Origin of the sequence: Gemmobacter aquatilis (assembly GCF_900110025.1) — a bacterium.
Taxonomy (GTDB): domain Bacteria; phylum Pseudomonadota; class Alphaproteobacteria; order Rhodobacterales; family Rhodobacteraceae; genus Gemmobacter; species Gemmobacter aquatilis.
Genome location: NZ_FOCE01000004.1, coordinates 237390 through 261793, shown reverse-complemented (window position 1 = coordinate 261793; position 24404 = coordinate 237390). Strand labels below are relative to the sequence as shown.

The 24404-nt window shown below is 65.0% G+C and carries 20 protein-coding genes; 17 read left to right on the top strand and 3 right to left on the bottom strand.

Annotated features, from left to right (window positions below):
* The first annotated feature begins 59 nt into the window (after positions 1-59).
* Positions 60-1562, top strand: a complete 1503-nt coding sequence (locus tag BMX43_RS09685) for an NCS1 family transporter (protein ID WP_091300770.1) — start codon at positions 60-62, stop codon at positions 1560-1562.
* Positions 1563-1654: 92 nt separating this feature from the next.
* On the opposite strand, the gene BMX43_RS09680 is transcribed toward BMX43_RS09685, so the two are convergent.
* The gene (locus BMX43_RS09680; protein ID WP_245749440.1) at positions 1655-2530 is read right to left on the bottom strand and encodes an AAA family ATPase; all 876 of its coding nucleotides are present in this window, start codon (positions 2528-2530) and stop codon (positions 1655-1657) included.
* A gap of 118 nt (positions 2531-2648) precedes the next feature.
* On the bottom strand, positions 2649-4913 hold the full coding sequence (locus BMX43_RS09675) for a glycosyltransferase family 32 protein (RefSeq protein ID WP_091300766.1): 2265 nt from the start codon (positions 4911-4913) through the stop codon (positions 2649-2651).
* Positions 4914-5269: 356 nt separating this feature from the next.
* On the opposite strand from BMX43_RS09675, the gene BMX43_RS09670 reads away from it, so the two are divergent.
* From BMX43_RS09670 to BMX43_RS09655, 4 genes are all read left to right on the top strand, one after another.
* Complete coding sequence (locus BMX43_RS09670; protein WP_091300764.1) at positions 5270-7603, top strand: glycosyltransferase family 2 protein; 2334 nt, start codon at positions 5270-5272, stop codon at positions 7601-7603.
* 28 nt (positions 7604-7631) lie between these two features.
* Complete coding sequence (locus tag BMX43_RS09665) at positions 7632-8720, top strand: glycosyltransferase family 2 protein (protein WP_091300762.1); 1089 nt, start codon at positions 7632-7634, stop codon at positions 8718-8720.
* 9 nt (positions 8721-8729) lie between these two features.
* Positions 8730-9767, top strand: a complete 1038-nt coding sequence (locus BMX43_RS09660; protein WP_091300760.1) for a glycosyltransferase family 2 protein — start codon at positions 8730-8732, stop codon at positions 9765-9767.
* Positions 9768-9915: 148 nt separating this feature from the next.
* Entirely contained in the window at positions 9916-10875 is a 960-nt protein-coding gene (locus BMX43_RS09655; RefSeq protein ID WP_091300758.1) for a hypothetical protein, read from the top strand.
* Positions 10876-10877: 2 nt separating this feature from the next.
* Here BMX43_RS09655 and BMX43_RS09650 read toward each other — a convergent pair whose 3' ends face one another.
* A complete protein-coding gene (locus BMX43_RS09650; RefSeq protein ID WP_245749431.1) occupies positions 10878-11273 on the bottom strand; it encodes a lysozyme inhibitor LprI family protein in 396 nt (131 codons plus the stop codon).
* Positions 11274-11406: 133 nt separating this feature from the next.
* Here BMX43_RS09650 and pyrC point away from each other — a divergent pair, with 133 nt between their 5' ends.
* From pyrC to alr, 12 genes are all read left to right on the top strand, one after another.
* Entirely contained in the window at positions 11407-12450 is a 1044-nt protein-coding gene (gene pyrC / locus BMX43_RS09645) for a dihydroorotase (protein WP_091300756.1), read from the top strand.
* 98 nt (positions 12451-12548) lie between these two features.
* On the top strand, positions 12549-13226 hold the full coding sequence (locus tag BMX43_RS09640) for an orotate phosphoribosyltransferase (RefSeq protein WP_091300754.1): 678 nt from the start codon (positions 12549-12551) through the stop codon (positions 13224-13226).
* A 329-nt stretch (positions 13227-13555) separates the two neighbouring features.
* A complete protein-coding gene (locus BMX43_RS09635; RefSeq protein WP_091300752.1) occupies positions 13556-15055 on the top strand; it encodes a replicative DNA helicase in 1500 nt (499 codons plus the stop codon).
* A 42-nt stretch (positions 15056-15097) separates the two neighbouring features.
* Entirely contained in the window at positions 15098-15814 is a 717-nt protein-coding gene (locus BMX43_RS09630; RefSeq protein ID WP_091300750.1) for an HAD family hydrolase, read from the top strand.
* The gene (locus BMX43_RS09625; RefSeq protein WP_091300748.1) at positions 15801-16757 is read left to right on the top strand and encodes a sugar-binding transcriptional regulator; all 957 of its coding nucleotides are present in this window, start codon (positions 15801-15803) and stop codon (positions 16755-16757) included. The genes BMX43_RS09630 and BMX43_RS09625 overlap by 14 nt, the downstream gene beginning before the upstream one ends.
* A 104-nt stretch (positions 16758-16861) precedes the next feature.
* Positions 16862-18175 (top strand): ABC transporter substrate-binding protein, encoded by a 1314-nt coding sequence (locus tag BMX43_RS09620; protein WP_091300746.1) that lies wholly within the window; start codon positions 16862-16864, stop codon positions 18173-18175.
* Between the two features lie 75 nt (positions 18176-18250).
* Positions 18251-19123 carry a carbohydrate ABC transporter permease gene (locus BMX43_RS09615; protein WP_091300744.1) on the top strand — a complete coding sequence of 291 codons (873 nt, stop codon included), beginning with the start codon at positions 18251-18253 and terminating at the stop codon, positions 19121-19123.
* A 3-nt stretch (positions 19124-19126) separates the two neighbouring features.
* Positions 19127-19957: a carbohydrate ABC transporter permease gene (locus BMX43_RS09610; protein ID WP_091300743.1), complete on the top strand. Its 831-nt coding sequence runs from the start codon at positions 19127-19129 to the stop codon at positions 19955-19957.
* A 7-nt stretch (positions 19958-19964) separates the two neighbouring features.
* Positions 19965-20963, top strand: a complete 999-nt coding sequence (locus BMX43_RS09605) for an ABC transporter ATP-binding protein (protein WP_091300741.1) — start codon at positions 19965-19967, stop codon at positions 20961-20963.
* The gene (locus tag BMX43_RS09600; RefSeq protein ID WP_091300739.1) at positions 20960-21730 is read left to right on the top strand and encodes an L-iditol 2-dehydrogenase; all 771 of its coding nucleotides are present in this window, start codon (positions 20960-20962) and stop codon (positions 21728-21730) included. Before BMX43_RS09605 ends, BMX43_RS09600 begins: the two co-directional genes overlap by 4 nt.
* Positions 21731-21732: 2 nt before the next feature.
* On the top strand, positions 21733-23181 hold the full coding sequence (locus tag BMX43_RS09595; protein WP_091300737.1) for a mannitol dehydrogenase family protein: 1449 nt from the start codon (positions 21733-21735) through the stop codon (positions 23179-23181).
* Between the two features lie 144 nt (positions 23182-23325).
* Positions 23326-24387, top strand: a complete 1062-nt coding sequence (alr, locus tag BMX43_RS09590) for an alanine racemase (RefSeq protein ID WP_091300735.1) — start codon at positions 23326-23328, stop codon at positions 24385-24387.
* The last annotated feature ends 17 nt before the right edge of the window (positions 24388-24404 follow it).

Genomic DNA, 24404 nt, shown 5'->3' with positions numbered 1-24404 from the left:
CCGCGCAGGAACAGCCGTTCCGCGTGACGGTCATTCATATCCAACAACAGGGAACCAACATGAGCGTCATTGATCAGACAGACGCGCGGGGCATCGCCAATACCGCGCTGATCGAGGAAAGCATCCTGCCCACCCGCGCCGCCCAGAGGCCGATCGGCCTGCTGGGCTATGCGTGGATCTGGGTCGGCATCGCCGTCATCATCGCCACCTATTCGCTGGGGGCCACCGGCATCGGCGGCGGTGTGGGGCTGCTGGCCGTCATCCTGACCATCATGGCTGCCAATCTTGCCATCGGCGCCTTCATGGTGCTGACCGCCGATATCGGCACCGAACATGGCCTGTCCTTCGCCGTCTATCTGCGCGCGCCCTTCGGGACACGCGGCACGCATCTGCCCTCGCTGTCGCGCGGCCTGGTCGCGGCCATGTGGTTCGGCGTCCAGACCTATCTGGGGGCCATCGCCCTGAACGGGATCGGCGAATACTTCTTCGGCTTCTCGAACTGGGTCGTCTGGTATGCGGTTTTTGCCGTGTTGCAGGTGGCCAATACCATGCTGGGCATCAAGTCGGTCGAAAAGCTGGCCGCACTGGCCGCCCCGGCGATCATCGCCATCTCGGTCTGGATGTATTACGCGCTGGACGGCATCGCCCAGACCAAGGGCCTGAACATCTGGACCTTCCGCGCCGAGGGGCAGATGTCGCTGCTGGTGCTGTTCATCGCCAATATGGGCTTCTGGTCCACGCTGGCCATCGACATCCCGAACCTGACCCGTTTCGTGAAAACGCCGACCGGCACCCGCAGTTTCTTTGGCCGCAACCGCAACATCTTTGTGGCGCAACTGATCGCGCTGCCGGTTACCCAGGCGATGATTGCCGGGATCGGTGCGGTGTCCTTCATCGCCACCGGCAACTGGAACCCGATCGAGGTGATTCAGGCCGACGCGCAGGGGCTGGCGCTGGTGGCGCTGCTCGCGCTGGTGGTGCTGGCGCAATGGTCCACCAACAACTCGGCCAACCTGATTCCTGCGGCGCTGACCTTCATCAACCTCGCCCCGCGCGCCATTTCCTACCGCACTGCCGTCGCGCTGGCCGGGATCGTCGGCACCCTGTGCTTCCCGTGGGAGATCCTGAGCAACCTGTTCGTGTTCCTCGGCTATTACGGCGCCTTCCTGTCGGCAATCGGCGGGATCATGGTGGCAGATTACTATGTCATCCGCCGCCGTCGCCTGAACGTGCCAGAGCTGTTCAACCCGACCGGCCAATATGTCTATTCCGGCGGCTTCAACATGGCGGGCCTCTTGTCCTGGGCCATCGCCGGCGCGGCTGCGGCCTGGTTTTCCGACTATGCCTTCATCATCGGCTTTCCGGCAGGCTTCGTCCTGTATGTCATGCTCATGAAGACGCTTGTCCTGCCCTTCCACCCGCAAGCGGAATGTGCACCGCGGGCCGGAGACGAATACCTTGCCGCCTCGGTCGGTCAGGATTGGGTCTATACCGGCCACGGGCGCTTTACCCGCGGCGCCTGTACCGAACCCGGTGCCGCCACCGGGCGCGAGGATATCTGAACGCGGCAGGACGCTCCCCAAGAGCTGCCGCCACTTGCCGGCCCGTGGAAACGCGGGTCGGCTTTTTCACCCCAAGGACGCAACGGCGTGCCTCACCCGGCTGGTGCCAGATCCTTGCGCACCTCGTCCAGCAGGCGCTTGGCTTCGGAGCCCTGGATTTTCTGGATGTCGTCCTGATATTTCAGAATGGCGCCCAGCGTGTCGGCGATCACCTCGGGGGTCAGGGCGATCACATCCAGCGCCAGCAGGCATTTCGCCCAGTCGATGGTTTCGGCCACCCCCGGCTTCTTGAACAGATCCTCGGTGCGCAGACGCTGCACAAAGGCCACGATCTCGCGCGACAGGGTTTCCTGCGCCTCGGGGCAGCGGGCGGACAGGATCTGCAACTCGCGCGCGGGATCGGGGTAATCGACCCAGTGATAGAGGCAGCGCCGCTTCAGCGCGTCATGCACCTCGCGCGTGCGGTTGGAGGTCAGGATGACAATGGGCGGCGCCGGGGCCTTGACGGTGCCCAGTTCCGGGATCGTCACCTGAAACTCCGACAGCGCCTCCAGCAGATAGGCCTCGAACGGTTCATCGGTGCGGTCCAGCTCGTCGATCAGCAGGATCGGCGGGCCACCGACCTGCGGGCGCATCGCGGCCAGCAACGGGCGTTCGATCAGAAAATCCTCGGTGAACAGTTCCGATTGCAGCACACCACGATCCGCCCCCCCGGCGGCCTCGGCGGTGCGGATGGCGATCATCTGCGCGGCGAAGTTCCACTCATAAACCGCCGAAGACGCATCCAGCCCTTCATAGCATTGCAGGCGGATCAGGCGGCGGCCCAAGGCGGCGGCCAGCACCTTGGCGATCTCGGTCTTGCCGACACCTGCCTCGCCTTCCAGAAACAACGGGCGCCCAAGGCGCAGCGACAGGAACAGCACCGTGGCCAGCGAACGGGCCGCGACATAGCCTTGGGCGGCAAGCATCCGCTCCACGGCGTCGATGGAGTCTGGCAATGCGGTCAAAGGCTCCCCCCTTTTTGGCCATGCTGGCCGGGGGGAGCCCCTGCGGTCAAGCGACATGGCGCCCCCTGCGACCTTAGCACTAGGCTTTTTCGAGCGCGGCCATTTCCTTGCGGATATACCGGTTGTCGCCGCGCGTCAGCACCCAGCGCCCCAGCTTGCGCGCCAGTTCCGGGCGCCCACGGTCCATCACCTTCTTGAACAGCTCTTTCTGATAGCGTGAAGAACTGCGGCGCGCGCGGATGATACTGTAGAATTCCGCCTCGGTCAGGGTGCCGTTCAGCGCCCCCAGCGTGATGGGCGACAGGATGCCCATCTGTTGCAGGCTGGAACCGAGCCGGTGGCCCAGCAGCGGCGTGCGCAGTTTCAGCACATTGGGATGGGTGAAGCGCGCGACATGCCCGGCATCCAGCGGTTCGTAGGGATCATACAGGATCGTCACCTTGCCCGCCGCCTTCGACACCTCGGCGGCATCACCATAATGGCCGGTGAAATCGCGGTCCCAGGCGGTTTTATAGCGGGTTTCCCAAGGCACGATGGTCTTGTCGAGCGTGGATTGCGGACTGATCGCCACCACATTCGCCCCCGGACAGGCCGGGGCGAAGGCACAGGCGGCATAGCCGCCCATCGACGCGCCATAGAACACGACCCGCTTGTAACGGTCGAAGAAATCCGAAGTGGCCAGATCGTCGAACTGATCCCAGACCCAAGGGTCACGATACCAGGTCCAGCCATTGGCCATCACACCCAGCATCGACCAGCCCTGTTTCTCGATAAAGCTGTAGCCCCAGGGACGGCGATCCTCGCGCTTGGTCATCGCGATGTCGAGATTGTCGAAGGTCACGACCAGCGTGTCGGAAGAGCGCGGCACATACAGGAAAGAGTGGGTGTCGCTCTCGCGCACGAACCCGTCCGGCCCGGCCAGTTCGCGGGCAATGGCAGACCAGTCGGCAGCGGATTCGCCGCTGGTGGCACCTGCCGTCACCTCGGCGTCCGCTTCGGCCTCGGGGCTGGTCGTGGCGCGGAACAGCACGCGGGCGACCTCTACCCCGTTGGTTTCGCGCTGCGACAGCACCTCGCATGTGCCCAGCGGACGCAGCACCCCGAACCCGCCCGAACCCTTGCGGATATCGACGAACATCCGGCTTTCGGGTTTGATCAGGCGGCGAAACAGCGGCACCATGTCTTTCAGCTTGCCGTCGTTTTCAAACCCGGCCAGCAGCGAGATCACGTCGCAGGGCACCAAATCTGACAACGAGGACACCGTGACCACCTGTTCGGGTTTCACGCCCTTTTTGATCAGGTAATCGCGATAGCCCTGCACCCATGCCGACGGCTTGCGCGGAAAGTCGCCATGGCCGTCAATGTCAATCAGGTGGATGCTGCAGCCCCAGCGCCGCCACATCTCGAAGGCCAGCGGGCGGGATCGCCCGCCGATATCGGCAAAGCTGACCGGCGCCTCCAGATCGACGGCATCGACCAACACGCCATCCACCACCCGCCGACCACGCGCCTGCAACGGGGCGTCTTCGGCCTGCAACCCGTGCTTTTCCATCAGTTCCGCAATGAAACTGCCCGCCGAGGGTACGCCATTGTGCCGCTGGTTCAGTTCACGCTTGTTGGATGCCCAGAGATGCATCCCGGTGGTATTTTCGGTGATCTTGGCATGAACGCGGCTGGCGCGGCGGATGATGTCCAGCCGTTCCGGGAAGGTGACCGGATAGAAAGCATCAACCGGCTGCGCCAGCCCCTGCAGATCCAGCTTGCGCGCATAATAAGAAAGCATGGTCGGCCCCCAGACCCCCCATTTCTGCTTGCTGACATGCAGCGGCGTGCCTGCGGCGGCAAGGGCGCGGTATTCCGCCTTGATCTGGGGCTTGAGAAACTCCGGGATCGCATGGGGGTCGGAGGTGAATGCGATCATTTCGGCCAGAATCTGGCTGTCGGCGGGCAGGCCCAGCACGGCATTGTTGATGCGCGGCGAGCCCTGGCTCACCTCGTGCTTTTCGATCCCGAACACATAGTCGCTGTCATAATCCAGCGGGCGCCAGCAATAGACATCGGTATCGACCCAGATCATGCCGGGGCATTTCTGCAGCATGTGCAGGCGGAACAGATCGGCAAACAGCGCATAGCTGTCCTTGCCCTCGTATTTCAGGAAATTGTCAGTATCGAGGATCTCGCGTCCGCTGCGGCGGATCACGCCTTCGGGGACATTGGGAATGTCTTCATAGGAAAACAGGGTGATCTTCTGGCCCTGATCCACGAAGGACTTCAGGCACAGCCGCTCCATCCAGCTCAGCGCCCCACCGATCCAGAGCGTTCCCACTTCGCGCTGCCGTGTCATGCCCGTCCTTCCGTCCTGTTCCTTGTCGCCCTGCCCCGCCGCCCTTGCGGACCGGATGACGAGGATGGGCGACACCCGCCGATTGCGCAAGAGACCGCAACAATGCCGCCCGGCCTTACCCGGCCCGCAGCGCGGCACCCTGCTTTCGATCTGTCCTGCCCGCCTCTGACCCCGATCCTTCACCCTTGGGGCGAACGTCGGGATTATCTGTAATTAGGCGACAGTGTGACCAAATTTCACTGATTTGCCAATAGAATGATCCATTCAACTTTCACGACTTTGCCCCACTGAGGCCATTATGCTACGTCTATCTAAACCGCAACAGACGGTGAACATGGCATAAGGACAGGCGGCAGATGCCGAAAGGGCAGACAGCGCAGCACGGAAAGGCTGCGGCAGCACGGTCCAAGCGCAAGACGCCCGGGCCGGTGGTGCTGCGCCGGATGCTGAACGCAAGGCGGCTGGATTTGCCGGGCCTGCCTTTGCTGTTGGATTGTGTTCAGACTGGCAACAAAATCCGCGCATTCTTTGGTAATGGCAGCGCCAGCACGGTCTTTGCACCCGATGGCGCCCCCGGCTGTGCCCTGCCGCTGGAACTGCGGACGATCTCCGGCTCCGTTCTGGCCGTGGCGGAACTGCGGGATGGCGATGCGCCCGCCCTGGCGCTGGCCACGGGTGGCAGCCTGCCCCTGGCGCCGGTGCCTGACGATTGCGCCCTGTTCGCCGGGCGACGCTGCAGCATCGGCTTCCGGCTGGAGGAAACTGCCGCGCAAGTGGCGGAAGGCTTGCGCCATCATGTGGCGCATCACGGGCTGGAAGCGGCGCTGATCCTCAACCGCCTGCCGGGTGACCATCCCGAAGGCTTCGCCGTCGATCTGCTGGCCGCGCTTGGCAATTGCCCGATCAAGGTGGTGATCCTTGAATGCGGGGTGCCGCTGGGCAAACCCGATCTCGGGCCGGAAAACCACGTTTTCCTTGCCCCCGATGCCCCCGGCAAAGACCGGATGGACCGCCCGGCCCCCGATCCGTGGCGCAGCCCGCTGGGCGAGGGGATGGTCTACGAACTGGTGAAATGGCGTTTTCTGGCCGAGGCGCGCTCGGTCCTGACGCTGGATGTGACCGACCTGCTGGTGCCGCGCGCACCCGGCACGCCCTCGGCTTTCGAGCTGTGCGAGGCGGCGCCATCGGGGGTGATCCTGCTGGTCGGCCACCGCATCTATCCGTGGCGGGTGCGCAGCGGGCGCGAGGCGCGTTTTGGCGACCATATCTGCCGCCAGTTCGACGGGCGGCGCGGCATCGCGCGCTGGGGTGTGGCGCCGCGCAAGGCCGGGCTGGAAAACACCTGGCGCACCATTCGCGTCAGCTTTGTCAAACCAGACGCGACCGGCATCGCGCATTTCTACCGCGCCATGGCGCTGCGCGTGCCGGGCCGCAGCTCGGGCGAGCTGGCACCGAAATCCTCGCTGGTAGAAGAGGACGACCTGCTGGCCCTGTCCACCGGGCCACTGGCGCATAACCCGGTGCGCGCGCCGGTCTCTACCCCCCGTGCGGCGCCGACGCTGGCGATTGATGGCGGTCGCACCGCGATTGTCACCACGATGAAGAACGAAGGCCCGTTCATTCTGGAATGGCTGGCCTATCACCGGGCCATCGGCGTGGATGATTTCCTGATCTACACCAATGATTGCACCGACGGCACCGACACGATGCTGGATCTGCTACAGGCCAAGGGGCTGGTGCAGCACCGCAACAACCCGTTCCGCGAAATGGATCTGAAACCGCAGCACGCCGCCCTTCAGGCCGCCGAGCATGAGCCGATCATGCAGAACTGCGGCTGGGGCATCTGCATGGATGTCGATGAATTCATCGACATCAAGATCGGCGACGGCACCTTGCGCGCGCTGTATACCGCGATGGGCGAGGCCAACATGATCTCGCTGACCTGGCGGCTGTTCGGCAATTCCGAGGTGCAGGGCTATGAGGACCGCTTCCTGATCGAACAGTTCACCCGCTGCGCCCCCGAGGTGATCCGCAAGCCGCATCAGGCCTGGGGCTTCAAGACGCTGTTCCGCAATATCGACCTGTACAAGAAGTTCGGCGTCCACCGCCCCAAGGGCCTGCGCCCCGATCTGTGGAACGAGGTGCGCTGGCTGAACGGCTCGGGCCAGACGATGCCGAAAGAGATGTTCCGCAACGCCTGGCGGTCCACCACCGAAACCTATGGCTATGACTGGGTGCAACTGAACCATTACGCCGTGCGCTCTGCCGCCAGCTTTCTGGTAAAGCGCGACCGGGGCCGGGTGAACCATGTGGATCGGGATCAGGGGCTGAACTACTGGTTCCGCATGAACCACAATATCGACGAGGACCGCTCGATCCAGCGGATGATCCCCGCCACACAGGCGGAGTTCGACCGGCTGCTGGCCGACCCGGAAATCCGCGCCGCCCACGACCATTCGGTGCGCTGCCACCGCGACAAGATCGCAGAGCTGCTGCAAACGGAAAACTACCGCAACTTCTATGCCGAACTGACCGGCCCGCGGATGGAGCGGCTGTGCCGCCTGCAGCACCATTTCGGCTCGGCGGTGTTCAGTGCCGGGCCGGGGGTCATCCCCGCCGATCTGCACGAACAGACCCTTGCCCCCGATTACTTCTTTACCGTCGAACATAGCGGGGAGGCCGAACATTGACCCCCTGCCCCCGCGAAAGGACCCCCGCATGACCCAGGGCGGATATACCGTTGTCACCACGATGAAAAACGAAGGCGCCTTCCTGCTGGAATGGGTGGCGCATCACAAGGCGCTGGGGTTCGACGACATCGTTCTCTGCACCAATGACTGCGAGGATACCACGGCGCAAATGGCGGTGCGTCTGGCCAAGCTCGGCCTCGTGCGGCATCACGAGACGCGCTACAAACCCGGCCAGTCGATCCAGCGGCGGGCCTTGCGGCAGGTCATGGCCTATGACGAGGTATCCAAGGCCGAATGGGTCTATGTCTGCGATGCCGACGAATTTCTGGCCTCGCGTGTCGGCGATGGTTCGGCGCGCGCGCTGGTCGCCAGTTGCAGCCCGGACGTGGAAGCGGTGCTGGTGCCGTGGCGCTGTTTCGGCACCGATGGCGTGAACGCTTACGAGGAAGGCCGCATCACCACCCAGCGCACCCGCGCCAATGCGACTTCTGGCCCGACCCATGTGCCCTTCGCCTTCCCGAAATCGCTGTTCCGCGCCGACACCATCCCGCTGCTGTCGCGGCTGGGGGTTCACGCGCCAGTGGCCGCCAAGACGCTGGACCGCGAGTTGCGCCGCGAATTGCCGGGCGGGGTGGCCCCCATCGCGGGGCGCAGCATCCTGCATGTGCAGTCGGATTATTCGGTGGCGCAGGTCAACCACTACCAACTGCGCTCGCGCGACAGCTTTCTGGTGAAGGCGGCGCGCGGCAAGGTGAACCACACCAACAGCAAGATCGAGTTCAAATACTGGGCGCGCAATGATGTGGCCGAGGAAAGCTGCGATCTGATCCGCCGCTATGACCCCGAGGTGGAGCGCTGGATGGCCGAACTGATGGAGGATCGCCGCCTGAACACCCTGCATCAGCGCGCCGTGCGCTGGCATCAGGACAAGATCAAGGAATTGCAGGCCCAGCCGGAATTCCAGCAGATGATCGACGCGATCGAGGCGCTGCGCAGCCGCATCGCCGCAGGCGAACGCCCGCCGGAAGACGAGGATGATAGCACCGCCGATCTGGAGGTGGAGGACGACGACGAGGAGACCCGCGCGCTGGATCTGGCCGCGACCCGCGCCGCCTGACCCGCGCCGATGCGCGCGCTTGCCATCACCTCGGTCAAGAACGAGGCGGCCTTCCTGCTGGAATGGCTGGCGCATCACCGTGCCTGCGGCTTTACCGATTTCCTCGTGTTTTCCAACGATTGCGAGGACGGCACCGACCTGATGCTGGACCGGCTGGCCGAACTGGGCTGGCTCACGCATGTGCGCAACCCCGGCCCCCATGACAAGGGCCCGCAATGGGAGGCGCTGCGTCAGGCCGACCGGCACCCGCTGCGCCGCGCGGCGGACTGGATCATGGTGTTTGACGTGGATGAATTCGTGAACATCCATGTCGGCGACCGCAGCCTTGCCGCCCTGCTGGCCGCCCTGCCCGAGGCGACGGCGATCCCGCTGACCTGGCGGATGTTCGGCAATGCCGGTCAGGTGGCCTATGCGGATCGCCCGGTGACCGAAACCTTCACCCGGGCGGCCCCCACCGTGCTGCACTGGCCCTGGCGCGCGGCCATGGTCAAGACGCTGTTCCGCAACGATGGCAGCTATGCCAAACTCGGCGTCCACCGCCCCCGCACGCCGGATCGCGACCGTCTGGTGCAGGCGCGCTGGTTCGACGGGTCTGGCCGGGCGCTCGGGGCCGATTTCCTGACCACGCGGCTGTTTTCCGATTTCGGGCAGGACAATTACGCGCTGGCCCAGTTGAACCATTACGCGCTGGGGGCGATGGAAAGCTATGTGGTCAAATGCGACCGCGGCCGCGCCAACCGCGAGTCCCCGGCTTTCGACATGGGCTATTGGCTGGACCGCAACTTCTGCGATGTCGAGGATCGCTCGATCCTCGCACTGGACAGCACGGGGCTGCGCGCCGCATTGCACGCCGATGCCTCGCTGGCCGCGCTGCACAAGGCCGCCGTTGCCTGGCGCCGCGCCCGCTTTCGCCAGTTGATGGCGCAGGAACCTTGGCGCGCCCTGTTCGGGCGGCTGATGATGGCACAACCCAGCCGTGCCCTGTCGCAGGCCGAGGTGCATCTGATCCATGCGCAGGCCGGCAAGGTGCTGCGCCTTCGGCCCTGAGCGCGCGAAACAATCGGTCGGCGTTGTTTCGCCTGCCCATCCGCCTTGCCCCAGCCCTGCCCCTTTCTGCCCGCGCTTTGGCCACCTAGTCTTGTCAGAACGATGATGTTGATCCCGACCCCAGGTCGCCAAGCCATAGGTTGATCCCATGAGTGCCGAAGCCATCCACAGCCCCTCTCGCTACGACGCCTCGACGGCGACGGATCGTGCGTCCTGGCTGGCACGCATGGAGGAGATCTGCGAGGACAGCGGCTATTTCGATCCGCTCGGCGCGCAGCACTGGGCCTTCTTCGCCGATGAAGGCACGACGCTGCTGGTGACCTTCGAACAGTTGGACAGCATCCGCGCCACGCCCACGCAGATGCCCATGGGCACCACCCTGGCCGCCGCGAAAGGCTGGTCGCATCTGTGCCTGATCGCCGAGGGCGAGACCTGGTATCGTGACCCGCTGGTCTACCGCTATTTCGACCGGCTGGTGGATGATGCGTTTTTTGAGGATTTCGACCGCGTGGTGTTCTATGGCGCCGGGATGGGCGGCTATGCCGCCACCGCCTTTTCCGTATGCGCCCCCGGTGCCAGCGTGGTCGCCCTGCAGCCGCGCGCCACGCTCGACCCCACGATTGCCGTCTGGGACAAGCGGCATCTGGCGCAGCGCTGGCGCGATTTCACCTCGCGCTTCGGCTATGCCCCCGACATGATCGAGGGCACGGGCGAGGTGTTCGTGATCTATGATCCGCTGGCCACCGAAGATGCGATGCACGCGTCCCTGTTCACCCGCCCCTTCGTCACCAAGCTGCGCACCCGCTTTCTGGGCGATCGCGTGGAACAGGCGCTGTCGAACATGGGGGTGCTGACCGAGATCATCCATCTGGCGGGCGAGGGGCAGTTGACCAAACCGCGCTTCAATCAGCTATGGCGCAGGCGGCGGAATTTCGGGCCTTATCTGAAAACCATTCTGGCCCATGCCGGCCAAGCTGGCCACACGGCGCGCGAATTGCTGATCTGCCGTTCGGTCAACCGCCGTCTGAGCGCGCCGCGGTTCCGCCGCAGGCTGGCAGAGCTGGAAGGCCAGGCAGGGTCGGACGAAAGCCCGCCCCCGGCGGAGTAAGCTCACTCCGACGCGGCCAATACCCACAGATCCTGCGCCCGCTGCCCGGTCAACCGGGCGCGGCAGCCATAGATCACCATCGGCTCGGCCGATCCGCCATGCATCTGATAGCCCTCTGCCGCGCAGGCCGCATCGCGAAAGTCGATCCAGGCCCGCTGCGCCTGTTTGAGGTACTCCGCAGCCCCCCGCTGATCCTGCGGCAGGTTGGCATCAATATCCAGCATCGCCTGCCGCGCCGCCTTGTAGGCATCGTTCAGATCGGCATCCGCCGCGATCCAGTCCTGTTCCGCACAATAGGTCATTTCCATCTGCACCTGCGGGGCGGTGCAATCCACCTCCTGCGCGTGAACAGCAGCAGGAACAAGCAGCGCGACAGCGCAGAAAACGATTGATCTCACCGGTATCTTCCATTGCAAAGGGCTCGCCCAGAAAGCCCGCGCTTTGCGCTTGCGTCAAGGTGGCAACGGCCCGCACGGCCCCGCGCAAAGGAATCGTCTGGAATCCGCGCCTCCCTTGCGCTAGGGGCAAACCATGACCCAGAGCCTCACTCTCCGCCGCCCCGACGACTGGCACCTGCACCTGCGCGATGGCGCGATGCTCAAGGGTGTCCTGCCGGAAACCGCCCGCCATTTCGCCCGGGCGATCATCATGCCGAACCTCGTGCCGCCGGTGGTCACCGCCGCGCAGGCCGCCGCCTACCGCGACCGCATCCTTGCGGCCCTGCCCGAAGGTGCCACGTTCGAGCCGCTGATGACGCTCTATCTGACCGAGGCAACCGACCCGGCGGATGTGCGCGCCGCCCATGCCAGCGGGCTGGTGAAGGCCGTGAAGCTCTACCCCGCCGGGGCCACCACCAACAGCCATGGCGGCGTGCGGAACTTCGAAAACGTCCGCGCCGTGCTGGAAACGATGGCCGAAATCGGCCTGCCGCTGTGTGTGCATGGCGAGGTGACGACGGCGGAAGTGGACATCTTCGACCGCGAGGCGGTGTTCATCGACACCGTGCTGGACCCGCTGCGCCGCGCCACCCCCGGCCTGCGCGTGGTGATGGAACATATCACCACCGAGGAAGGCGTGGCCTATGCCCGCGCCGGTGGCCCCGATCTGGGCGCCACGATCACCACCCATCACCTTGTCATCAACCGCAACCACATCCTCGTGGGCGGGATCAAGCCGCATTACTATTGCCTGCCGGTGGCCAAGCGCGAAAAGCACCGGCTGGCCCTGCGCGCCGCTGCCACCTCGGGCGAAACCTGCTTCTTCCTTGGCACCGATTCCGCACCGCATGTCGATGCGCTGAAAGAGCATGCCTGCGGTTGCGCCGGTTGCTTCACCGCCACCAACACCATGTCGATCCTGGCCCAGGTGTTCGAGGATGAGGCCGCGCTGGACCGGCTGGAGGCTTTCACATCGCTGAACGGCCCGGCCTTCTACCGCCTGCCCGCCAATGCGGCCACCCTCCGGCTGGTGAAACACGAGGCGCCCCACGCCTATCCCGACAAGATCCTGACCGAGGCTGGCCCGGTCACCGTTTTCAACCCCGGCTTCCCGCTGCACTGGCACGTCGAAGCCTGACTCCGGCGCCCGGGCAGGGCATCTTCGGCGAAGATGTCCTGCCTGCGAATTTTCGCAGAAAATTCGTGCCCGGCCTGACAGAACATGATGGAGCGCCCATGATCCCGACCGCCTTCCCCCCGAAAGAGGAAATCGCCCGGCTGACCGCCCGGGCGCTGCTCGAAATCAAGGCCGTGCATTTCAATGCGCGCGAGCCTTTCACGCTGGCCTCTGGCCTGCCCTCGCCCACCTATATCGACTGCCGCAAGCTGATCTCCTATCCGCGCATCCGCTCGGCGCTGATGGATTTCCTGTCGGTGACGGTGATGCGCGAGGCCGGGTTCGAGGCGTTCGACAATATCGCCGGGGGCGAAACCGCAGGCATCCCCTTTGCCGCGCTGGTCGCCGAACGGCTGGCCCTGCCGATGACCTATGTGCGCAAGAAGCCGAAAGGCTATGGCCGCAACGCCCGGATCGAAGGCGCGATGTCCGAAGGCCAGCGCGTGCTGCTGGTCGAAGATCTGACCACCGATGGCGGATCGAAACTGTCCTTCGTCGATGCGATCCGCGAAACCGGCGCGACCTGCGCCCATACGGCGGTGATCTTCTACTACGGCATCTTCCCCGAAACCGAAGACCGGCTGGCCGCGCATGGGGTGAAGCTGCACCACCTGTGCACATGGTGGGATGTGCTGGCCGAGGCCCGCGCGCAGGGCGCGTTTGACGAGGAAACGCTGGCAGGGGTGGAAGAATTCCTGAACGATCCCCGCGCCTGGCAGGCAGCCCGCAAGGGCTGATCCCGATATCCGGGCAGGCGACGGCGGAAAGCCGCCGTTGCCGCAACGCAGCATGACATTGCCGGGGATCAGCCTGTGGGAAACCTGTGGATGATCCCTGCACCGAATCGCGGATCATGCTAGGATTACGGCCAGACGCCACAACATGCGGTAGGCTTGGCCCGGCGCTACGCAAACCCGGCTAGGGCCTCCAGCTTATCCACAGGGTGGCACACAGGTTTGCACCCCGGTTGCCCCCGGTCGGTGTGACAGGCTAAAGCCCGGGGCTTCGCGGCTGCGATTGCGGCACGCGCGGGCTTAAGAACAACAATATGGGGGCGAGGCAGGCCATGAACGAAGTCGCAAAAATCCGCACCGATCTTCCCGCCACCGGCGAAACCGATGCACTGCCCCACAACATCGAGGCCGAGCAGCAATTGCTGGGCGCGATCCTGACCAATAACGATGTCTATGACCGCATCGCCGCCCTGGTGAAGGCCGAGCATTTCTTCGATCCCGTCCACCAGCGCATCTTCGAGATTGCCGCCGCCCGCATCCAGAAGAACGCCCTCGCTTCGCCCGTCACGCTCAAGGCCTTTCTGGATGACGACCCCGGCCTGCGCGAATTGGGCGGCCCGGCCTATCTGGTGCGTCTGGCCGGGGCGGCAATTTCCGCCTTTGCGGCGCGCGACTATGCGCAGATGCTCTATGACCTCGCTGTGCGGCGCGAGCTGATCGGGCTGGGGCGCGACATTTCCGCCAAGGCCGCGAAGGTCGAAGTGTCGTCGGAACCGCGCGAACAGATCACCGAGGCGGAACAACGGCTTTACAAACTGGGCGAACAGGGTGTGGCCGAACGCGGCTTCCAGTCCTTCCTGAAAGCCGTGACCGAGGCGGTGAACAGCGCCAATGCCGCCTATCAGCGGGGCGGTGGCCTTGCGGGCATTTCCACCGGGCTGATCGACCTCGACAAGAAGCTGGGCGGCTTGCACCCGTCCGACCTCATCATCCTCGCCGGGCGCCCGTCGATGGGGAAAACCTCGCTGGCGACCAACATCGCCTTCAACGTCGCCAAGGCCTACCGCCGGGGCCGCACCCATGACGGGCATGAAGGGGCGGTGGAAGGCGGCGTGGTCGGCTTCTTCAGCCTGGAGATGAGCGCCGAACAACTGGCGGCGCGGATCCTGTCGGAAGCCTCCGAAGTGCCGTCGGAACAGATCCGCCGCGGCGACATGACCGAGGTCGAATTCCGCCGCTTCGTCGAGGCCGCCAAATCGCTGGAGGCCTGCCCGCTCTATATCGACGACACGCCCGCCCTGCCGATCAGCCAGGTCGCCGCCCGCGCCCGCCGCCTGAAACGCACGCACGGGCTGGATGTGCTGATGGTGGACTATCTTCAGCTTCTCAAAGGCACCGGGCGGGGCGAAATGAACCGCGTGCAAGAGGTGTCAGAGATCACGCAGGGCCTGAAGGCCATTGCCAAGGAACTCAACATCCCGGTCATTGCGCTGTCACAGCTCAGCCGGACGGTGGAAAGCCGCGAGGACAAGCGCCCGCAACTGTCCGACCTGCGCGAATCCGGCTCGATCGAACAGGACGCCGACGTGGTGATGTTCGTCTACCGCGACGAATACTACAAGGAACGCGAAAAGCCCGGCGATCACGAGCTGGAAAAGATGGCGCAGTGGCAGGCGGTCATGGAACAGGTGCATGGCAAGGCCGAGGTCATCATCGGCAAGCAGCGCCACGGCCCGATCGGCCATGTGGAACTGAGCTTCGAGGGCCGCTTCACCCGCTTTGGCAACCTCGTGCGGCCCTGGCAGGACGGCAGCAACGATCCGGGCTTCTGATCCCCGTTGTTTTCTGGCGGCCTCTGCCGCTAAAGGGAAAGCATGACCCATGCGCCCCTGCCCCCGCCTGCTGCCCCGACCAGCTTCGATCTGGTGATCTTCGACTGTGACGGCGTGTTGCTGGACAGCGAGATCATTTCGGCCCGGATGCTGATCGCCGAACTGGCGCAGTTGGGGGTCTCGATTGATCTGGCCTATGTCGCGCGCCACTTCCTTGGGCGCAGCTATCCCACGGTGATGGCGACGATCCGGCGCGAATTCGCGCTGGATCTGCCCGCCGATTTCGAAGACCGCTACCGCGCCCGCCTGTTCGCCGCGTTCGAGCGCGAGTTGCAGGTCATGCCGGGGGTGCGCGCCGCGATTGACGGGCTGGCGCTGCCCCATTGCGTCGCCACCTCCTCCAGCCCGGCGCGGGCGGCGAAGTCGCTGGCACTGGCGGGCCTGGGCGATCTGGTGGGGCCGCGGCTGTTCACCGCCTCGATGGTGGCGCAGGGCAAACCGGCGCCCGATCTGTTCCTGCATGCCGCCGCCCGATGCGGCGCCGATCCGGCGCGCTGTCTGGTGATCGAAGACAGCCTGACCGGCATCCGCGCCGGGCTGGCCGCAGGCATGACCGTCTGGCGCTTCACCGGCGGCAGCCACATGCAAGGCCCGCAGCCACCCGAGCCAGAGGACGCCCGCCCCGCCCGCCATTTCGACGCATTTTCATCCTTCCTCTCCCTTCATCCCGATTTCCGAGGCCACCATGAGCCGAGTTGACCCTGAACCCACCCTGCAGGACGAGGCCGCGCGCGCGGGCTGGCTCTATTATGTCGGCGGCATGACGCAGGATCAGATCGCGGCGGAACTGGGCGTCAGTCGGCAGCGGGCGCAGCGGCTGGTCAGCCGGGCCATGGCCGAAGGGCTGATTCAGGTGCGGCTCAACCACCGAATCGGCGCCTGCATGGATCTGGAGGCGGCGCTGCGCGACCGGTTCGGGCTGACCCGCTGCCGCGTGGTGCCCGGCCTTGGCGCTGGCTCCGATCCGGTGCGCGCCATCGCCCCCGCCGCCGCCGCCGAGCTGGAGCGGTTCCTGCGGATGCCCGACCCCATGGTCATCGGGCTGGGCACCGGACGGGCGCTGCGCGGGCTGGTGGATGCGATGGGCCCGGCCGAGGCGCCGCAGCACCGGCTGGTCTCGCTGATCGGCAATATCGCCCCCGATGGTTCGGCCAGCTTCTTTGACGTTGTGATGCGCATCGCCGACAAGGTACGCGCCCCGCATTACCCGATGCTGGTTCCTGTGATCTCGCCCACCCCGCAGGAACGCGCGGCCTTCCATGCCCTTGCCCCCGTACAGCGCGTGCTGGAACTGGCACGGGCGGTGGATGTGCTGTTTGTCGGGGTGGGCCAGATGGGGGCGGATGCCCCGCTGCTGGCCGATGGTTTCGTCAGCGCGGCAGAGCTGGCACAGATGCAGGCCGCCGGTGCGGCGGGCGAAATCGCCGGCTGGGTCTTCGATTCGCAGGGCCGTTATCTCGATCTGGGCACCAATGACCGTACCGGCGGCGTGCGCGTGGAACCGGGGCTGGACCGGCCCGCCATCGGCATTGCCGCAGGCGCATCCAAGGTTTCCGCGATCTTTGGCGCGCTGAAATCCCGTATCCTCAATGGCTTGATCACCGACGACGCCACGGCAACGGCACTTCTGGCCCGCACCTGACCTTCGCATCTGCGGCGGAAGAGGGGGCTTGACGACTGGGGGCCTGATGTGAGCATTTACCCAACATGCGATGATTTGCTCATCTGCATTCAGGGAGGATACTGATGAAACTGACCATTCGCGCGCTTCTTGGCGCGTCGGTTGCGCTTGCCCTTGCGGGGGCTGCGCAGGCCGAAACCACCATCACCGTGGCCACCGTGAACAACGGCGACATGATCCGCATGCAAAGCCTGATGGACGACTTCTATGCCAAGCATCCCGACATCAAGGTCGATTGGGTGGCGCTGGAAGAAAACGTCCTGCGCCAGAAGGTGACCACCGATATCGCCACCAAGGGCGGCCAATTCGACGTGATGACCATCGGCACCTACGAGGCGCCGATCTGGGGAAAGCAAGGCTGGCTGGTATCGCTGAACGACCTGCCCGCCGAATATGACGTGGACGACCTGCTGCCCGCGATCCGTGGCGGCCTGACGGTGGACGGCAATCTGGTGGCCGCCCCCTTCTACGGCGAAAGCTCGATGGTGATGTATCGCACCGACCTGATGGAGAAAGCGGGCCTCACCATGCCCGAAGCCCCCACCTGGGACGACATCAAGAAAGCCGCCGCTGCGATGACCGACAAGGGTGCCGAAGTCTACGGCATCTGCCTGCGCGGCAAGGCCGGCTGGGGCGAGAACATGGCCTTCCTGACCGCCATGTCCAACAGCTATGGCGCCAAATGGTTCGACATGGACTGGAAACCCCAGTTCGATGGCGAAGCGTGGAAAGCCACCCTCACCGATTATCTGGCGCTGATGAACGACTACGGCCCGCCCGGCGCCTCGAACAACGGCTTCAACGAAAACCTCGCGCTGTTCCAGCAGGGCAAATGCGGCATGTGGATCGACGCGACCGTGGCCGCCTCTTTCGTGACCAACCCGAAGGAATCGACCGTGGCCGACAAGGTCGGCTTCGCGCTGGCCCCCGATACCGGCAAGGGCAAGCGCGGCAACTGGCTCTGGGCGTGGAACCTCGGCATCCCGGCCGGCAGCCAGAAGATCGACGCCGCGAAAACCTTCGTCGCCTGGGCAACCTCGAAAGAGTATCTGGAACTGGTCGCCTCGAAAGAAGGCTGGGCCAACGTGCCGCCGGGCACCCGCACCTCGCTGTATGCGAACCCGGAATACCAGAAAGTCCCCTTCGCCAAGATGACGCTGGACAGCATCAACGCGGCAGACCCGACCAAACCCACCGTGGATGAAGTGCCCTATGTCGGCGTGCAATTCGTGGCGATCCCGGAATTCCAGGGCATCGGCACCGCCGTCGGCCAGCAGTTCTCGGCCGCCCTCGCAGGCAGCATCTCGGCGGAAGAGGCGCTTGCCAAGGCGCAGGAAATCACCACCACCGAAATGACCCGGAGCGGTTACATCAAGTAATCGGTCCTCCCAAGGCGGGGCCGGCCTCTCTCCGGCCCCGCACCCTTTCCCCCCCTCCAGAATTCAGGAAACGCCATGGCAACCGAACATTCGCGGACGGCTGCGCGCCTCATGGTCTCTCCCGCCGTCATCCTCCTTTTCCTGTGGATGATCGTGCCGCTGGCGATGACCGTCTATTTCAGCTTCCTGCGCTACAACCTGCTGATGCCCGGCATGGAAAGTTTCACGGGCTTCGACAACTACTACTACTTCCTCAGCAATTCCGCCTTCATGGATGCGCTGGTGAACACGCTGCTGCTGGTGGGCGGGGTGCTGGTCATCACCATCTTCGGCGGCGTCGCACTGGCCCTGCTGCTGGATCAGCCGTTCAAGGGCCAGGGCATCGTGCGGATCATGGTGATCGCGCCGTTCTTCGTGATGCCCACCGTTTCGGCGCTGGTCTGGAAGAACATGTTCATGAACCCGGTCAACGGCATGTTCGCCCATATCGCCAAGACCTTCGGCTTTCAGCCCTTCGATTTTCTGGCCCATGCCCCGCTCGCCTCGATCATCCTGATCGTCGCGTGGAGCTGGCTGCCCTTCTCCACCCTGATCCTGCTGACCGCGCTGCAATCGCTGGATCAGGAACAGATGGAGGCGGCGGAAATGGATGGCGCAAGCTGGATGAACCGCTTCATCTACCTCACCGTGCCGCATCTGACGCGCTCGATCACCGTGGTGATCCTGATCCAGACGATCTTCCTGCTGTCGGTCTTCGCCGAAATCCTTGTCACCACCAATGGCGGCCCCGGCACGGCTTCGACCAATATCCCCTACCTCGTCTATGCCCAGTCGCTGCTGAACTACGACGTGGGCGGCGGCTCCGCCGGGGGGATCATCGCGGTCATCCTCGCCAATATCGTTGCGGTCTTCCTGATGCGGATGATCGGCAAGAACCTGGAGACCTGAGCCATGGCGCGCAAGACCACCCAAACCCGCACCGCCGTCGTCACCGTCGCCGCATGGACCATCGGCCTGCTGATCTTCTTCCCGATCCTGTGGATCATCATCCTCGGCTTCAAATCCGAAGGCGATGCGATCAAGACGCCGCTGGCCGTGCTGACCTCCGACTGGACGCTGGCCAGCTATCACGAGGTGCAGGAACGCTCCAACTACTTCCTGCACTTCATGAATTCGGTCATCCTGTCGCTGGGCTCCACCCTGCTGGCGCTGGTGATCGCCATTCCCGCCGCCTGGTCGATGGCCTTCGTGCCGGGCAAGCGCACGAAAGACCTGCTGATGTGGATGCTGTCCACCAAGATGATGCCCGCGGTGGGCGTGCTGGTGCCGATGTATCTGATGTTCCGCGATTTCGGCCTGCTCGATACCCGCATCGGTCTGGTCGTGGTGCTGACACTGATCAATCTGCCGATCGTCATCTGGATGCTGTATACCTACTTCAAGGAAATCCCCGGCGAGATCCTCGAGGCGGCGCGGATGGATGGCGCCAACCTGCGGGCTGAAATCCTGCATGTGCTGACGCCGATGGCCGTGCCCGGCATCGCCTCCACCGTGCTGCTCAACGTCATCCTTGCGTGGAACGAGGCGTTCTGGACGCTGCAGCTCACCACCTCCAGCGCGGCCCCGCTCACGCAGTTCATCGCCAGCTATTCCAGCCCCGAGGGCCTGTTCTACGCCAAACTCTCGGCGGCCAGCACCATGGCGATTGCCCCGATCCTGATCCTTGGCTGGTTCAGCCAGAAGCAACTTGTCCGCGGCCTGACCTTCGGCGCGGTGAAATGAGGACCCCATGGGACAGATAACCCTTTCCTCCGTCACGAAATCCTTCGGTGATGTAACCGTCATCCCGCCACTGGACCTGCGCATCGAAGACGGCGAGTTCGTGGTCTTCGTCGGCCCTTCCGGCTGCGGCAAATCCACCCTGCTGCGGCTGATCGCCGGGCTGGAAGATACCTCGTCGGGCAAGATCGCCATCGACGGCACCGAGGCGACCGACCTGCCGCCCGCGAAACGCGGCCTGGCAATGGTGTTCCAAAGCTACGCGCTCTACCCCCATATGTCGGTGCGCAAGAACATCGCCTTTCCGCTGAAAATGGCCGGCCTCTCGCCCGAAATTCAGGCGCAGAAGGTCGAAGCGGCGGCAAAGGTGCTGAACCTGACCAGCTATCTGGATCGCCGCCCCGGCCAGTTGTCCGGCGGCCAGCGCCAGCGCGTCGCCATTGGCCGCGCCATTGTGCGCGAACCGGCAGCCTTCCTGTTCGATGAACCGCTCTCGAACCTCGACGCCTCGTTGCGCGTGTCGATGCGGCAGGAAATCAGCGAACTGCACCAGACGCTGAAGACCACGATGATCTATGTCACCCATGATCAGGTAGAGGCCATGACCATGGCCGACAAGATCGTCGTCCTTCAGGCAGGCCGGATCGAGCAGGTCGGCAGCCCGATGGAGCTGTATCGCCATCCTGCCAACCTGTTCGTCGCAGGCTTCATCGGCAGCCCGAAGATGAATTTCATCACCGGGGCCGAGGCCGCGCAACAGGGCTGCACCACGCTGGGCGTGCGCCCCGAACATATCGACGTGGTCGAAGGCGGGCCATGGCAGGGCACCGTCGGTCTGGCCGAACATCTGGGATCGGACACCTTCCTGAAGGTGAACGTGGCCGGGGTGGGCGATCTGACGGTGCGCGTCTCGGGCGAACGGATGCTGCGCCATGGCGATCCGGTCAGCCTCGCACCGCAACCCGGCAAACTTTACCGCTTCGGCGCTGACGGAAAGGCACTGGCATGAGACTTCGGGGCAAGACGGCGCTGATCACCGGCGCCGCACGCGGCATCGGGCTGGAATTCGCCCGCGCCTATATCGCCGAGGGTGCCACCGTGGCCTTGGCCGACATCAACGCCGATGCGGTGGCGCAGGCCGCCGCCGACCTTGGCCCGCAGGCGCTGGCCGTGCAGATGGACATCGGCGATCAGGCCAGCATCGAGGCGGGTTTCGCGCAGGCCATCGCACAGATGGGCAAGCTCGACATCCTCATCAACAATGCCGCGCTGTTCACCGCTGGCCCGCTGACCGAGATCACCCGCGCCGATTACGACCGCATCTTTGCGGTGAATGTGGCGGGCACGCTGTTCTGCATGCAGGCGGCGGCGAAGCACATGATCGCGCGCGGCGAAGGCGGGCGGATCATCAACATGGCCTCTCAGGCCGGGCGGCGCGGTGAAAGCCTTGTCGCGGTCTACTGCGCCTCGAAAGCCGCCGTGATCTCGCTCACCCAAAGCGCCGGGCTCAACCTCATCCCCCATCGCATCAACGTCAACGCCATCGCCCCCGGCGTGGTGGATGGCGAACACTGGGATCATGTGGACAGCCTGTTCGCTAAGTATGAGGGCCGCGCGCCGGGCGAAAAGAAGCGCATCGTCGGTGACAGCGTGCCCTATGGCCGCATGGGCACCGCGCAAGATCTTGTCGGCATGGCGATCTTTCTGGCCACCGACGAGGCGAATTACATCTGCGCCCAGACCTTCGGGGTCGATGGCGGCAATTGGATGGCCTGACCATGACAGCCAGCGTTCACCTTCCCGCCTATGACCGCAGCGCGCTGCGCCCCGGCATCGTGCATATCGGCCTGGGCAATTTCCACCGCGCGCATATGGCGGTTTACCTTGATGACCTGTTCGCGCTGGGTGTGGCGCAGGATTGGGCGATCCTCGGCGCCGGGGTGCGCGAGGGCGATGCGCGGATGCGCGACGCGCTGAAGGCGCAGGATTGCCTGTCCACCGTGATCGAACTGGACCCGGCAGGGATCACCTGCCGCCGCATCGGCGCCATGCTGGATTTCCTTCCCGTGGAACCCGGCAATGCCAGCCTGATCGCCGCGATGGCCGACCCGGGCATCCGCATCGTCTCGCTGACAGTGACCGAGGGCGGCTATTTCATCAACGCCGCCACCGGCGCCTTCGACCCCGACGCGCCGGAGATCCGCGCCGATGCGGCGGCGCCTGATCAGCCCGGCACCGCCTTCGGCGCGATCCTCGCCGCCCTGCGCGCCCGCCGTGCTGCAGGCATCGCCCCCTTCACCGTGATGAGCTGCGACAACCTGCCCGGCAACGGCCATGTGACCCGCGCCGCCGTGGCAGGCCTCGCCCGGCTGATCGACCCCGCGCTGGCCGATTGGGTCGAAACCCATGTCGCCTTCCCCAATGGCATGGTGGACCGCATCACCCCCGCCACCGGCCCGCGCGAACGCGCCATGGCGGCGGAGTTCGGGTTGGATGATCCGGTGCCCGTCACCTGCGAACCGTTCCGCCAATGGGTTCTGGAAGACTACTTCCCCGCAGGCCGCCCCCCGCTGGAACAAGTCGGCGTCACCTTCACCCCGCATGTCCATGCCTATGAACTGATGAAGCTGCGCATCCTGAACGGCGGCCATGCGATCATCGCCTATCCCGGCGGGCTGATGGATATCGAATATGTGCACGAGGCGATGGCCCATCCGCTGATCTCGGCCCTGCTCGACAAGGTAGAGCGGGAAGAGATCATCCCCTATGTCCCCCCGGTGCCCGAGACCGACATCGCCGCCTATTACGACCTGATCCGCAGCCGCTTTTCCAACCCCGAAGTGGCGGATACCGAGCGGCGGCTGTGCCTTGACGGCTCGAACCGCCAGCCGAAATTCATCGTGCCCTCGGTGCGCGATGCGCTGGCGGCAGGGCGTGGTGCGCGCGGCTTGGCATTGGTCTCGGCCATTTGGTGCCGCTATTGCGCAGGGACCAGCGACAGCGGCACCTTGATCGCCCCCAACGACCCGAACTGGGATGCGTTGCAGGCGCTGGCCCGCGCCGCGCGGTCAGACCCGCAGGTCTGGCTGGGCCAGCGCCAGATCTATGGCGAACTGGCCGATCATCCGGGCTTCGCCGCCGATTTCGCCCATTGGCTGTTCAGCCTCTGGGCACAGGGGACCGAGACCACCCTGCGCAGCTATCTGGCGGAGAGCGCGAAAGTTTGAGTATTTGGGCCAGGGTGAAACACAGGCGGTTTCTCTCTGGTCCGGCTGCCGCAAGGCGCCACGCCCCGGCCACATCTGTGCGAGCGGGCGCCGCAGCGCCGCATTTCCCCTTGACCTTGCCGCCCGCCCTGTCAAAACCGCTGCATGGCAACATCGACCCTTACCATTGATCTCGACGCCATCGCCGCCAACTGGCGCGCGCTGGACAGGATGAGCGATCCGACCACGCAAACCGCTGCCGTGGTCAAGGCTGACGCCTATGGGCTCGGCGCGAAACGTGTCGTGCGCGCGCTGGCCGAGGCCGGGGCGCGGCGGTTCTTCGTGGCGGTGGCCGAGGAAGGCGCCGCCGTGCGGCAGGCGCTTGGCCCGGGGCCGCAGATCAACGTGCTGTCCGGCCACATGGCGGGCGACACCGAGATGATCCACGATCTGGATCTGACGCCGATGCTCAATTCGGTCGATCAGATCACCCGCCATCTGGAATCGCTGCCCGGCCACCCGTTCGGCATCCAGTTGGACACCGGCATGAACCGGCTGGGGCTGGAAGCCGAAGAATGGGAGGCGCTGGCCTCTCTGATGCTGGACGCCAATCCCGAACTGGTGATGAGCCACCTTGCCTGCTCTGACGAGCCCGGCCACCCGATGAACGAGGCGCAACTGGCCGAGTTCCATGCGATGACCGACGGCATCGGCGTGCCGCGCAGCTTTGCCGCCACCGGCGGCATCCTGCTGGGCCCGGAATATCATTTTGAACTGACCCGCCCCGGCGTCGGCCTGTATGGCGGGCGCCCCTTCGTCGATGCGCGCCCTGTGGTGGGCCTGTCGCTGCCGGTGATCCAGATCCGCGAGGTCGCCCCCGGCGAGATCGTCGGCTATTCCTGCGGCTGGGTGGCCGAACAGCCCTCGCTGATCGCCACGGTCGCGGCGGGCTATGCCGACGGGCTGACCCGGCGCTATTCCAACGCCGCTCTGTTGTGGGATGGCGAGACGCCCTGCCCCATCGTCGGCCGCGTGTCGATGGATCTGATCACCGTCGATGTCAGCCACCTGCGCGACGTGCCGCGCAGCCTCGATCTGCTGGGCATGATGCAGGGGGTGGATGATCTGGCGGATGTCGCGGGCACCATCGGCTACGAGGTGCTGACCTCGCTGGGCCATCGCTACGCCCGCCGCTACGTTTCCGCCACGACACGAGGGCAGATGTGATCCTGCTTTCCCCCGTC

Coding starts and splice junctions, on each gene's coding strand:
- BMX43_RS09685 (WP_091300770.1), top strand. CDS start 60: ATGAGCGTCATTGATCAGACAGACGCGCGGGGCATCGCCAATACCGCG.
- BMX43_RS09680 (WP_245749440.1), bottom strand. CDS start 2,530: ATGCTTGCCGCCCAAGGCTATGTCGCGGCCCGTTCGCTGGCCACGGTG.
- BMX43_RS09675 (WP_091300766.1), bottom strand. CDS start 4,913: ATGACACGGCAGCGCGAAGTGGGAACGCTCTGGATCGGTGGGGCGCTG.
- BMX43_RS09670 (WP_091300764.1), top strand. CDS start 5,270: ATGCCGAAAGGGCAGACAGCGCAGCACGGAAAGGCTGCGGCAGCACGG.
- BMX43_RS09665 (WP_091300762.1), top strand. CDS start 7,632: ATGACCCAGGGCGGATATACCGTTGTCACCACGATGAAAAACGAAGGC.
- BMX43_RS09660 (WP_091300760.1), top strand. CDS start 8,730: ATGCGCGCGCTTGCCATCACCTCGGTCAAGAACGAGGCGGCCTTCCTG.
- BMX43_RS09655 (WP_091300758.1), top strand. CDS start 9,916: ATGAGTGCCGAAGCCATCCACAGCCCCTCTCGCTACGACGCCTCGACG.
- pyrC (WP_091300756.1), top strand. CDS start 11,407: ATGACCCAGAGCCTCACTCTCCGCCGCCCCGACGACTGGCACCTGCAC.
- BMX43_RS09640 (WP_091300754.1), top strand. CDS start 12,549: ATGATCCCGACCGCCTTCCCCCCGAAAGAGGAAATCGCCCGGCTGACC.
- BMX43_RS09635 (WP_091300752.1), top strand. CDS start 13,556: ATGAACGAAGTCGCAAAAATCCGCACCGATCTTCCCGCCACCGGCGAA.
- BMX43_RS09630 (WP_091300750.1), top strand. CDS start 15,098: ATGACCCATGCGCCCCTGCCCCCGCCTGCTGCCCCGACCAGCTTCGAT.
- BMX43_RS09625 (WP_091300748.1), top strand. CDS start 15,801: ATGAGCCGAGTTGACCCTGAACCCACCCTGCAGGACGAGGCCGCGCGC.
- BMX43_RS09620 (WP_091300746.1), top strand. CDS start 16,862: ATGAAACTGACCATTCGCGCGCTTCTTGGCGCGTCGGTTGCGCTTGCC.
- BMX43_RS09615 (WP_091300744.1), top strand. CDS start 18,251: ATGGCAACCGAACATTCGCGGACGGCTGCGCGCCTCATGGTCTCTCCC.
- BMX43_RS09610 (WP_091300743.1), top strand. CDS start 19,127: ATGGCGCGCAAGACCACCCAAACCCGCACCGCCGTCGTCACCGTCGCC.
- BMX43_RS09605 (WP_091300741.1), top strand. CDS start 19,965: ATGGGACAGATAACCCTTTCCTCCGTCACGAAATCCTTCGGTGATGTA.
- BMX43_RS09600 (WP_091300739.1), top strand. CDS start 20,960: ATGAGACTTCGGGGCAAGACGGCGCTGATCACCGGCGCCGCACGCGGC.
- BMX43_RS09595 (WP_091300737.1), top strand. CDS start 21,733: ATGACAGCCAGCGTTCACCTTCCCGCCTATGACCGCAGCGCGCTGCGC.
- alr (WP_091300735.1), top strand. CDS start 23,326: ATGGCAACATCGACCCTTACCATTGATCTCGACGCCATCGCCGCCAAC.